This window comes from Vibrio sp. SSH13-20 (assembly GCF_040104475.1).
In the GTDB taxonomy this organism is placed as follows: domain Bacteria; phylum Pseudomonadota; class Gammaproteobacteria; order Enterobacterales; family Vibrionaceae; genus Vibrio; species Vibrio harveyi.
In genome coordinates, this window is the sequence record NZ_JBECOU010000002.1 from 288,582 (window position 1) to 300,945 (window position 12,364).

The 12,364-nt window shown below is 45.2% G+C and carries 12 protein-coding genes; all 12 read left to right on the forward strand.

Annotated features, from left to right (window positions below):
• Window positions 1-68: 68 nt before the first annotated feature.
• Window positions 69-626, forward strand: a complete 558-nt coding sequence (gene frr, locus ABMY42_RS06515; protein WP_005446175.1) for a ribosome recycling factor — start codon at window positions 69-71, stop codon at window positions 624-626.
• 96 nt (window positions 627-722) lie between these two features.
• The gene (locus tag ABMY42_RS06520; protein ID WP_349266145.1) at window positions 723-1,478 is read left to right on the forward strand and encodes an isoprenyl transferase; all 756 of its coding nucleotides are present in this window, start codon (window positions 723-725) and stop codon (window positions 1,476-1,478) included.
• A 12-nt stretch (window positions 1,479-1,490) separates the two neighbouring features.
• The gene (locus ABMY42_RS06525; protein ID WP_038899075.1) at window positions 1,491-2,333 is read left to right on the forward strand and encodes a phosphatidate cytidylyltransferase; all 843 of its coding nucleotides are present in this window, start codon (window positions 1,491-1,493) and stop codon (window positions 2,331-2,333) included.
• A 51-nt stretch (window positions 2,334-2,384) separates the two neighbouring features.
• A complete protein-coding gene (ispC, locus tag ABMY42_RS06530) occupies window positions 2,385-3,590 on the forward strand; it encodes a 1-deoxy-D-xylulose-5-phosphate reductoisomerase (protein ID WP_005446171.1) in 1,206 nt (401 codons plus the stop codon).
• Complete coding sequence (gene rseP, locus ABMY42_RS06535) at window positions 3,590-4,948, forward strand: sigma E protease regulator RseP (RefSeq protein WP_009698640.1); 1,359 nt, start codon at window positions 3,590-3,592, stop codon at window positions 4,946-4,948. Before ispC ends, rseP begins: the two co-directional genes overlap by 1 nt.
• 44 nt (window positions 4,949-4,992) lie before the next feature.
• Entirely contained in the window at window positions 4,993-7,407 is a 2,415-nt protein-coding gene (gene bamA, locus ABMY42_RS06540) for an outer membrane protein assembly factor BamA (protein ID WP_005446169.1), read from the forward strand.
• A gap of 13 nt (window positions 7,408-7,420) precedes the next feature.
• Window positions 7,421-7,930, forward strand: a complete 510-nt coding sequence (locus ABMY42_RS06545; RefSeq protein ID WP_005446168.1) for an OmpH family outer membrane protein — start codon at window positions 7,421-7,423, stop codon at window positions 7,928-7,930.
• A 6-nt stretch (window positions 7,931-7,936) separates the two neighbouring features.
• Entirely contained in the window at window positions 7,937-8,968 is a 1,032-nt protein-coding gene (gene lpxD / locus ABMY42_RS06550) for a UDP-3-O-(3-hydroxymyristoyl)glucosamine N-acyltransferase (RefSeq protein ID WP_005446166.1), read from the forward strand.
• Window positions 8,969-9,141: 173 nt separating this feature from the next.
• Window positions 9,142-9,594, forward strand: a complete 453-nt coding sequence (fabZ, locus tag ABMY42_RS06555; protein ID WP_005430234.1) for a 3-hydroxyacyl-ACP dehydratase FabZ — start codon at window positions 9,142-9,144, stop codon at window positions 9,592-9,594.
• A gap of 1 nt (window position 9,595) precedes the next feature.
• Window positions 9,596-10,384, forward strand: coding sequence for an acyl-ACP--UDP-N-acetylglucosamine O-acyltransferase (gene lpxA / locus ABMY42_RS06560; RefSeq protein WP_005446164.1), 789 nt, complete (start codon window positions 9,596-9,598; stop codon window positions 10,382-10,384).
• Window positions 10,385-10,521: 137 nt separating this feature from the next.
• Entirely contained in the window at window positions 10,522-11,661 is a 1,140-nt protein-coding gene (lpxB, locus tag ABMY42_RS06565; RefSeq protein WP_349266146.1) for a lipid-A-disaccharide synthase, read from the forward strand.
• 9 nt (window positions 11,662-11,670) lie between these two features.
• The gene (gene rnhB / locus ABMY42_RS06570) at window positions 11,671-12,309 is read left to right on the forward strand and encodes a ribonuclease HII (protein WP_017189233.1); all 639 of its coding nucleotides are present in this window, start codon (window positions 11,671-11,673) and stop codon (window positions 12,307-12,309) included.
• Window positions 12,310-12,364: the final 55 nt, after the last annotated feature.

The following is a 12,364-nucleotide window of genomic DNA, read 5'->3' on the forward strand; positions in this document are numbered from 1 at the left end:
ATGGCGTTTCGCTTTGCTCAACCCTTTTAGGCTTTCTTCAGGAAAGATGACATTTTTAAGGTGAAACCGTGATTAACGAAATCAATAAAGACGCGCAAGAGCGCATGGACAAAAGCGTTGAAGCGCTAAAGAACAACCTTTCTAAAGTTCGTACTGGCCGCGCGCACCCAAGCCTACTATCTGGTATCTCTGTAGAGTACTACGGTGCTGCTACTCCTCTTAACCAAGTAGCAAACGTTGTTGCTGAAGACGCTCGTACTCTAGCAATCACAGTTTTCGACAAAGAGCTTACTCAAAAAGTTGAGAAAGCAATCATGATGTCAGATCTTGGTCTAAACCCAATGTCTGCTGGCACAATCATCCGTGTTCCACTTCCACCGCTAACAGAAGAGCGTCGTAAAGACCTAGTTAAGATCGTTCGTGGTGAAGCTGAAGGCGCACGTGTTGCAGTTCGTAACATCCGTCGTGACGCAAACAGCGACCTAAAAGGTCTTCTAAAAGATAAAGAAATCTCTGAAGACGAAGATCGCAAAGCACAAGACGAGATCCAAAAACTGACAGACGTTGCAGTTAAGAAGATCGACGAAGTTCTTGCTGCAAAAGAAAAAGAGTTGATGGAAGTTTAATACTCCCACCCACATCACTGTTGGAAAACGCTGTGCTCACAGTGCAGCGTTTTTTTGTGTTAGTCTATCCAACTGATGGAACTCAATTAACTCCCTATGCAAAATTCTCAAGTCTTCTCTGATTCCCTCCCTAAGCATATTGCCATCATCATGGACGGTAATGGTCGTTGGGCTAAGTCCAAAGGAAAACCTCGCGTATTCGGTCATAAAAAAGGCGTTAGTGCCGTTCGTAAGACCGTTGCAGCCGCTTCTAAACTCGGCATTAAAGCCATGACCTTATTCGCTTTTAGCAGCGAAAATTGGCGTCGACCTGAAGAAGAAGTGGGGCTACTGATGGAGCTGTTCATTTCTGTTTTATCGAGCGAAGTAAAAAAGCTGCATAAAAACAATTTACGCTTGCGCGTTATTGGCGATACCAGCCGTTTTAGCGAGCGCTTACAAGGTAAAATTGTCGAAGCAGAAGCACTGACGGCGAACAACACGGGGATGGTGATCAACATTGCTGCTAACTATGGCGGTAAATGGGACATCACAGAGGCGGCAAAAACGTTAGCGCTCAAAGCTCGCAACGGTGAGATCCGTGTAGAGGATATCAACGAGCAGTTAATTTCCCAGCATTTGACGATGTCAGACTTACCTGAAGTGGATCTATTGATTCGTACGAGTGGTGAGTGCCGCATCAGTAACTTTATGCTGTGGCAAATGGCGTATGCAGAAATGTACTTTACTCCCGAGTACTGGCCAGAGTTTGACGAAGACAGCTTAGTAGAGGCTGTGACTTGGTTTATTAACCGAGAGCGTCGTTTTGGTTGTACTGGTGAACAAGTAAAGGCATTAATGGCTGCTCAATAAGGACTAGTTAGTTTGAAACAGAGAATAATAACAGCACTAATTTTAGCTCCCCTGGTTATTTTAGGTATTTTTAAATTACCCCTAATTGGCTTCATTATCGCTTTGACTGCGGTAACGCTATTAGGCTTTTGGGAGTGGACCCAGTTTACAGAAAGCAATTCACGTATTGCTGCGCTTGTTCCGGCAGCCGTTGTAACCGGACTAAGTTTTCTATTCATTTCGCCAGACGCAACCAGCTTAAATCAACTAGCAATGCCACACTACGCAGTATTATCGCTTGGCTTTGCATGGTGGATTATCGCAAGTGGGATGGCAATCACTTACCCTAAAACCACCAATTTATGGCAAGGTAGCAAAGCCCTTCGTCATGTATTCGGTTTTCTAACATTGATCCCTTTTCTTTGGAGTGTGATCATTCTTAGAGCTTCTGATATTTCAGTAGATCCATACCACGGCGCAAAACTTGTGCTGTACGTTTGCTTCTTGGTATGGGCTGCAGACAGCGGCGCTTACTTTGCTGGTAAAAGCATGGGTAAACGCAAAATGGCGCCTCATGTGAGCCCAAATAAGACAATTGAAGGTTTGGTTGGCGGCATCATCGCAGCACTAGTTGTCGGATGGTTATTCGCAGGTTGGTTCGATATCCAATTCACCAGCCCACTTCATATGGTGATGATTACTCTGATTACTGTTGTGATATCTGTTCTTGGTGACTTAGTCGAAAGCATGTTCAAACGTGTTTCAGGTATCAAGGACAGCAGCAACATCATTCCGGGACACGGTGGCATTCTTGACCGTATCGACAGCCTAACTGCTGCATTCCCAGTATTTGCTCTTCTTTACTACGTATTCTAATTTATCGGGAGCGGCATCGTCGCTCCTGAATTTTTCTAACGGTCTTACATCATGCAAAAGTTAACGATTCTTGGTGCAACAGGCTCAATTGGTGCAAGCACACTAAAAGTGGTTGAACAAAACCCTGAGCTGTTTTCTATCGTCGCATTAGCGGCAAGCACGAACGTTGAAAAGATGGTCGCACTTTGTCGTAAATGGCAACCTAAGTACGCGGTAATGGCGGATAAAGCGGCGGCTGTGGCTCTACAAAGTGAGCTAGCTTCAGTTTCTCCAAGCACAGAAGTGTTAGGTGGTGTTGATGCGCTTTGCCATGTGTCTGCGTTAGAGGAAGTGGATAGCGTAATGGCAGCAATCGTCGGTGCCGCAGGCCTGTTGCCGACGATGGCAGCGGTAAAAGCAGGCAAGCGAGTGCTGTTAGCGAACAAAGAAGCGCTAGTGATGTCAGGTCAACTGTTTATTGATGCGGTTGCAGAACATGGTGCAGAGCTGCTTCCTGTCGACAGTGAACACAACGCTATTTTCCAATGTCTTCCGCAACAAGTTCAAACCAACTTGGGTCGTTGCAATCTTGAAGAGCATGGTATCTCTTCGATTCTTCTTACCGGATCAGGCGGTCCATTCCGCTATACCGATATTGCAGAGTTAGAAAACGTAACCCCAGCGCAAGCTATTGCTCATCCGAACTGGTCAATGGGACCAAAAATCTCGGTTGATTCTGCAACCATGATGAACAAAGGTCTCGAATACATTGAAGCGAAATGGTTATTTAATGCTGCTCGTGAGCAGTTGAAAGTGATCATTCACCCTCAGTCGGTTATTCATTCTATGGTGCAATATCGTGATGGCTCTGTGTTAGCGCAAATGGGGGAGCCTGACATGGCAACACCAATCGCATTGACAATGTCTTACCCATCGCGTGTGGATGCTGGGGTGAAACCACTCGATTTTACTCAAGTTGGAGAATTAACTTTCCTTCAGCCTGATTTTGCTCGTTACCCTTGTTTAAAGCTAGCGATTGATGCTTGTTACGAAGGGCAACATGCAACAACGGCATTGAATGCAGCGAACGAAGTTGCTGTTGATGCCTTCTTAAATAACCGCCTTGGTTTCACAGATATCGCTCGCATCAATGAATCAGTTTTGAACAAAATCACTGCAAGCCATACAACTGAGAATGTGAATAGCTTGGAAAGCTTGATAGAGCTAGATAGAATGTCACGAACTATCGCCTTAGACTTTTTACGCGAGCGTAGCTAATGACTGGTATCTTGTGGAATTTGGTTTCTTTTATCGTTGCATTGGGCATTTTAGTTGCCGTGCACGAGTATGGTCACTTTTGGGTCGCGCGTCGTTGTGGTGTAAAAGTTGAAAAGTTTTCCATCGGTTTTGGCAAGTCTATCTGGAGCAAGGTAGGCAAAGATGGAACAGAATACAGCATCTCTATGATCCCTCTGGGTGGCTACGTCAAAATGGTGGATAGCCGTGTTGATGAAGTCCCAGAGCATGAAAAGCACTTAGCTTTCGACCAAAAGCCTTTGTGGAAACGCACGTCCATCGTGGCGGCAGGTCCTATTTTTAACTTCCTTTTTGCCATTGTGGCTTACTGGCTGGTTTTCCTGATCGGTGTTCCAGCGGTTAAACCCGTAATTGGTGAAGTTACGCCCAATTCAATCATTGCAGAAGCAGGAATTGAATCAGGGATGGAACTAAAATCTATCTCAGGCATCAAAACTCCGGACTGGGAATCAGTCAACATGGGATTAGTTTCTCATATTGGTGATGATTCGATGACAGTGACACTCTCTTCTGCAAACGAAGTGGGTTCAGAAGTCACGAAGACACTTGATATCCGTGATTGGAAGTTTGATCCAGAAACACAATCAGCGATGCAATCGTTGGGCTTCAAGCCATATACTCCAGAGATTTTTACGGAGTTAGCGCAAGTAAGCGAAGGTGGTGCTGCAGAGAAAGCAGGTCTACTAGCTGGCGATAAGATCATTGCGATTAATGGAAATAAGATTTCTAAATGGGATGAAGTGGTAGAAGCCATTCGTTCTAACCCAGATACGCCAATGGAACTGACGGTGTTGCGTCAAGGTGAGGAGCAATCATTCACACTGACACCGGGTAGTCGTGAGCTAGCTAACAAACAAGTCGTTGGCTTTGCGGGTATCGCACCTGAAGTCGCAGAATGGCCAGAAAGTTATCGCTTCGAATTACAGTTTGGTGTATTCGAGTCTATTGGCAAAGCGATTGACAAAACTGGTCAAGTTATTGGACTTACAATCAGTATGCTTAAGAAACTGATTGTAGGTGATGTTGGTCTGAACAATTTGAGTGGACCAATCTCGATTGCCAAAGGAGCAGGGGCGACAGCAGACTACGGTCTGGTTTACTTTTTAGGTTTTCTGGCACTAATTAGTGTTAACCTAGGTATTATTAACCTCGTTCCTTTACCAATGTTGGATGGTGGTCATCTGCTATTTTTCGCAATTGAAGCGGTCATCCGACGCCCAGTTCCTGAGAAAGTACAGGAAATGGGGTATCGAATTGGTGGTGCGATTATCTTCTCGCTCATGGCGTTAGCGCTATTTAATGATTTTACTCGTCTGTGATAGTTCAGAGACAAAAGTAGTAGCAAGGAATAATTAGAACAAGTATGGCGATTAAGCGAATTCTGTTTGCAAGTTTACTGGCGACCAGTGTATCTGCAAATGGAGCAGAGAACTTTGTAGTTAAAGATATTGAAATCGATGGATTGCAGCGCGTCGCACTAGGTGCCGCGTTGCTGAAAATGCCTGTACGTGTCGGTGACACCGTTGACCAAGGCGATGTTGCAGAGATCATTCGTGCATTGTACGCATCGGGTAACTTCGAAGATGTAAAAGTACTGCGTGATGGTGATGTTCTGGTTGTTCAAGTGAAAGAACGTCCAACTATTGCGAGCATCTCATTCTCGGGTAACAAAGCAATCAAGGACGAGCAGCTACAAGAAAACCTGAATGCTTCTGGTGTTCGTGAAGGTGAAGCGCTTGACCGTACAACGCTAAGCAACATCGAAAAAGGTTTGGAAGACTTTTACTACAGTGTTGGTAAATACAACGCAACGGTAAAAGCGGTTGTTACTCCATTGCCTCGTAACCGTTCTGACTTGAAATTCGTCTTCACCGAAGGTGTTTCGGCGAAAATTCAACAAATCAACTTTATCGGCAATGAAGTCTTTTCTGACGAAGAACTTCTTTCTCGTTTCAACCTAAATGTTGATGTGCCATGGTGGAACTTCCTAGCGGACGAAAAATACCAAAAGCAAGTGCTTGCTGGTGATATCGAAGCTCTGAAGTCTTACTACCTAGACCGTGGTTACCTGAAATTTAACGTTGATTCGACACAAGTGGCGATTTCTCCTGACAAAAAAGGCGTATACATTACACTTGGTCTTGAAGAAGGCGACGTTTACACCGTTAAGGACGTAAAATTCCGTGGCAACCTGATTGGTGAAGAGGCGGAATTCGAAAAGCTTGTGCCATTTGAAGATAACGAGACATACAATGGTTCTCGTGTGACTTCGATGGAAGAAGGCATTAAGCGCGTGCTTGGTGAATCTGGTTACGCTTACCCACAAGTCAATACCATCCCTGAGTTTGATGACGAGAACAAGCAAGTTTCTTTGATTGTGAACGTTGACCCAGGCAACCGTATTTATGTACGAGATATTCGCTTTACGGGTAACAACTCGACGAAAGATGAAGTATTGCGTCGTGAAATGCGTCAGATGGAAGGCAGCTGGCTAAACTCGAAATCTATCGAAACGGGTAAAACGCGTCTAAACCGTCTTGGATATTTCGAAAATGTAGAGGTTCAAACGGTCCGTGTACCTGGCAGCGATGACCAAGTTGATCTTGTTTATACCGTAAAAGAGGCTAACTCAGGCAGCGTAAACTTCGGTGTAGGTTACGGTACTGAATCAGGCGTGAGCTTCCAAGTTGGTCTACAACAAGACAACTTTATTGGTAGTGGTAACCGCGTTGGTATTAACGCGATGATGAACGACTACCAGAAAAACGTGAGCTTGGACTACCGTGACCCATACTGGAACCTAGATGGTGTAAGTTTGGGTGGTAAGATCTTCTACGATGAGTTCGAAGCATCTGAAGCGGGTATCGTTGACTATACCAACCAAAGCTATGGTGCAAGTTTGACATGGGGCTTCCCATTTGACGAACTGAACCGCTTTGAGTTCGGTGTTGGTTACACCCACAACAAGATCGGTAACTTGTCACCTTACCTACAGGTAGAACAGTTCCTACAAGCGCAAGCTGACAACATTGATTCTAGCGGCGCATTGAATACTAATGACTTTGACTTCAACATCTCGTGGACACGTAACAACCTGAACCGCGGTTACTTCCCGACAGCAGGTAACCACCAACGTGCATTCTACAAGATGACCGTACCTGGCTCTGACGTTCAATACTTCAAGATGCAGTATGATGTTCGTCAATACGTGCCATTAACCAAGAAGCATGAGTTCACGCTCTTGTTCCGTGGTCGTCTAGGTTATGGTAACGGTTATGGTCAAACGGATGGCAACGATAACTTGTTCCCATTCTACGAAAACTACTACGCAGGTGGTTTTACAACACTACGTGGTTTCGGCTCTAACTCAGTAGGTCCGAAAGCGGTTTACCGTGATTACTCAGGCTCAAACAACGGTGCTGACACCGCAACAGATGATTCTGTTGGTGGTAACGCGGTAGCGCTTGCAAGTATCGAGTTGATCGTACCAACCCCATTTGCTTCGGATGAAGTTCGTAACCAAATTCGTACCAGTATCTTCTTTGATATGGCAAGTGTTTGGGATACGGAATTCGATTACCGCAGTTCTGGTGCTGAATACGGCGACCGTTACTACTACGATTACTCAGATCCAACCAACTACCGTTCATCTTATGGTGCGGCGTTGCAATGGATGTCTCCAATGGGACCACTAGTATTCTCACTAGCGAAACCAATTAAGAAATTTGATGGCGACGATGAAGAGTTCTTCACGTTCACTATCGGTAGAACCTTCTAAAGAGGAAAATATTTTGAATAAAATGATCAAAGCGGCAGGCATTGGCCTTCTTGTACTTAGCTCTTCAATGTTTGCAAACGCGGCAGAAGCTGCTCAGAAAATTGGCTACATCAACACTGCTCAAGTTTTCCAAGCACTTCCTCAACGTGAAGTGGTTCTACAAAAAATGCAGAAAGACTTTAAGAGCAAAGCTGATGAGCTGAAATCAATCCAAGCGCAAGCTAAGACAAAGATTGAAAAACTGCAGCGTGACGGCGAGCTTCTAGGTCAAGAAGAGATCGAAAAACTGCGTATTGATATCGCTAAACTAGACAGCGAATACAAAGTGAAAGCACAAGCGCTTGAGAAAGCAAGTGCACGTCGCGAAGCTGAAGAGAAAGCAAAACTATTCAAAACTATCCAAGACGCAGTGAAGAAAGTAGCAGAGAAAAAAGGTTACGACCTAGTTATCGATATCTCTTCGCTTCAGTACGGTAAGCCAGAATACAACATCTCTGAAGACGTAATTAAAGCTCTAAAATAAGAAGTTATGAAGAAATTGACATTAGCCGAGTTGGCAACAATTACCGGGGGTGAGCTATTTGGTGACGAGTCTCTCGTTGTAAACCGCGTAGCTCCAATGGATAAAGCACAAGAAGGCGATGTGACCTTCTTGTCTAACCCAAAATACGCGAAACACCTATCTGAGTGCCAAGCAACTGTGGTAATGGTGAAACCAGAACACAAAGACCAGTGCGCGGGTAACGCTCTGGTTGTTGCTGACCCTTACATTGCTTTCGCTCGTGTTGTTCAAGCGATGGACACCACGCCAAAGCCCGCTGATGAGATTGCACCAAGTGCAGTGATCGCAGCGGATGTAAAGATGGGTACTAACGTGACAATCGGTGCTAACGCAGTGATTGAAACGGGTGTAGAGCTAGGCGACAACGTAAGTGTTGGCGCTGGTTGCTTTATCGGTAAAAACGCAAAGCTAGGTAACAATACTAAGCTTTGGGCTAATGTGACGATCTATCATGAAGTATCGTTGGGTGATGATTGTCTAGTTCAATCTGGTACAGTCATTGGCTCTGATGGTTTCGGTTATGCAAATGACAAAGGCGAATGGATCAAGATTCCTCAACTGGGTTCTGTGCGTATCGGTAACCGTGTCGAGATCGGTGCATGTACCACTATTGACCGTGGTGCGCTAGAAGACACCATCATCGAAGACAACGTAGTTCTTGATAACCAACTTCAAATCGCTCATAACGTGCAGATCGGATATGGTACTGTGATGCCAGGTGGTACTATTGTGGCGGGCAGTACGAAAATTGGTAAGTACTGTCAGATCGGCGGCGCGTCGGTTCTTAATGGTCACATCACGATTGCAGATGGCGTAGCTATCACCGGTATGGGCATGGTGATGCGCAGTATCGAAGAGAAAGGTCTGTACTCATCAGGCATTCCGCTGCAAACCAACCGAGAGTGGCGTAAAACGGCGACTCGAGTTCACCGTATTGACGAGATGAACAAACGCCTGAAAGCTGTTGAAAAGCAGCTGGAACAGAAAGAAGAATCTTAGTTCCACATTCTGAACAAAGACTCGCGAAATGCGGGTCTTTTTCTTCTATAATGACGCGCTATAAGTAGATTTATCACCAAGCTGGTATACACTTTGCAGGCAATTCCTGAATAAGTGGCATTTGCCGCTGCCTTGCCATCTTGGTTGTTGAGAATTGATATAGGAAGACGACTTTGACTACTGAAAAGAAAACGATGAACATCTCTGAAATTCAAGAGCTACTACCTCATCGCTACCCATTCTTATTGATCGACCGTGTGATTGACTTCCAAGAAGAGAAGTACCTTCACGCGATTAAAAACGTGTCGGTTAACGAACCTCAGTTTACAGGTCACTTTCCACAGCTACCAGTATTCCCAGGCGTATTGATCTTGGAAGCGATGGCTCAGGCGACAGGCCTACTTGCATTTAAATCATTTGGTGCACCAACGGAAAACGAACTGTACTACTTCGCAAGTGTAGACGGTGCTAAGTTCCGTAAGCCAGTAGTACCAGGCGATCAAATGATTATTGAAGTAGAATTTCTGAAAGAGCGCCGTGGCATTGCTGCATTTAGCGGTGTAGCAAAAGTTGACGGCGAAGTGGTATGTTCAGCTGAGCTGAAGTGTGCTCGTCGAGAGTTTTAATATGATTCATGAAACCGCTAAAATCCACCCAGCAGCGGTGGTAGAAGAAGGCGCGAAAATTGGCGCTAACGTGACCGTTGGTCCTTTCACTTACATCACCTCTACGGTGGAGATTGGTGAAGGCACTGAAGTGATGTCTCACGTAGTGATCAAAGGCCACACCAAAATTGGTAAAGATAACCGCATTTTCCCACATGCTGTGATTGGTGAAGAGAACCAAGACAAGAAGTACGGTGGCGAAGATACAACAGTGGTTATTGGTGACCGCAACGTGATTCGTGAAGCGGTTCAAATTCACCGTGGTACGGTTCAAGATAAAGCAACAACAGTGATTGGTGATGATAACCTACTGTGTGTTAACGCTCACATCGCACACGATGTTATCGTAGGTAACCACACTCACATTGGCAACAACGCGATCCTTGGTGGTCACGTAACGGTTGATGATCATGCTGGTGTTATGGCACTTTCTGCGATTCATCCGTTCTGTACTGTTGGTGCTTATGCTTACGTTGGCGGCTGTTCTGCCGTTGTTCAAGACGTACCAGCTTACGTACTCGCGCAAGGTAACCATGCGACGCCATTTGGTTTGAACTTGGTTGGCTTGAAGCGTAATGGTTTTGAAAAACCAGAGATTCGTGCACTACAGAAAGCGTATAAAGAAATCTACCGTTCAGGTAAGACTCTGGAAGAAGTAAAACCAATCCTAGCTGAAATGGCACAAGAGTGGCCAGCAGTGAAACGTTTCTCAGACATTCTGGAAACGACGGAACGTGGCATCATTCGTTAATCAACGAGTGAGCGGTTAAATAGAAAAGATCGCGCCCAAGCAGGGCTGCGGTCTTTTTGTGTTTTATGGATAACGGTTTATGTGAGAGAAAGTGCAAACCGTTATCCATAGCGCACAGGAAAAATAGCGAAGTAGATATGGAAAGACCATTACGTATCGGCATCATTGCCGGAGAACTGTCTGGCGACACGCTAGGTGAAGGCTTTATCAAAGCGGTGAAACAACAATACCCTGACGCGGAGTTCGTTGGTATTGGCGGTCCAAAGATGATCGCTCAAGGTTGTGAGTCTCTCTTCGATATGGAAGAGCTTGCTGTAATGGGCTTAGTAGAAGTTCTAGGACGCTTACCAAGACTGCTAAAAGTCAAAGCTGAGCTTGTTAAGTACTTTACTGATAACCCGCCAGATGTCTTTATTGGTATCGATGCACCAGATTTTAACTTGCGTGTTGAACTGGATTTGAAAAATGCAGGGATAAAAACCGTGCATTACGTGAGCCCTTCAGTTTGGGCTTGGCGTCAGAAGCGTATTTTCAAAATTGAAGCAGCAACCAATCTAGTGCTGGCATTCCTTCCGTTTGAAAAAGCGTTCTACGACAAATTCAATGTACCTTGTGAATTCATTGGTCATACTCTCGCAGATGCGATTCCACTGCAATCAGACAAAATGCCTGCTCGCAAGCTATTGGGTCTAGAACAAGATAAGCAATGGCTAGCGGTGCTTCCGGGGAGTCGTGGTAGTGAGCTGAAAATGCTCTCTCAACCCTTCATTGAAACGTGTAAAAAACTCCATCAGAAATTCCCAGATCTTGGTTTTGTCGTTGCGTTAGTAAATCAAAAACGTCGTGAGCAATTCGAACAAGCGTGGAAAGAATACGCTCCAGAATTGGACTTTAAGTTGGTGGATGATACAGCGCGTAACGTAATTACGGCTTCAGACGCGGTGATGTTGGCTTCCGGTACCGTGGCCTTAGAATGCATGTTACTTAAGCGTCCGATGGTGGTGGGTTACCGTGTGAACGCTATGACGGCATTTCTTGCTAAACGCTTGCTGAAGACTAAATACGTATCGCTACCGAATATTTTGGCTGATACCGAATTGGTCAAAGAATATCTGCAAGAGGATTGCACACCGGATAATTTGTTCAACGAAGTGTCTCGCTTGCTAGAAAGTGACAACCAAGAAATGTTGGATAAGTTCACTGAAATGCACCACTGGATCCGAAAAGATGCGGACCAACAAGCCGCAAATGCGGTTCTAAAACTGATTGAAAAATAGAGACTTATCATGGCTGTTAAACCAAAAGCGAACAAAACCAAAGTTGAACTACCACCGTTTGAATATCCACAAGGCTATCAATTGGTTGCCGGTGTTGATGAGGTAGGGCGCGGTCCTTTGGTTGGCGATGTCGTGACTGCGGCAGTGATCTTAGATCCGAATAACCCAATTGAGGGTTTGAACGATTCTAAAAAACTGAGCGAGAAAAAACGCATGGCGCTGCTGCCAGAAATCAAAGAGAAAGCGTTGGCTTGGTCAGTAGGACGCTGCTCTCCAGAAGAAATTGACGAGCTAAACATCCTGCAAGCGACGATGGTTGCTATGCAACGTGCGATCGCTGGTTTGGAAGTGCAGCCAGACTTAGCTCTTATCGACGGCAACCGTTGCCCGCAACTTCCGATGGACTCGCAAGCCGTCGTGAAGGGCGATTTGCGTGTTGCTGAAATCAGTGCTGCTTCTATCATTGCGAAAGTCGTTCGTGACCAAGAAATGGAAGAGTTAGACAAGCAATACCCACAATTTGGTTTTGCTAAGCACAAAGGTTACCCAACCAAAGCGCACTTTGAAGCAATTGAACAACACGGTGTGATCAGTGAGCATCGTAAGAGCTTCAAACCAGTAAAGAAAGCGCTCGGCATCGAAGAATAAGCCAAAGTGGTATAACGGGCATATCGGTGTTATAAACCATGCCCGCTTTAGGTTA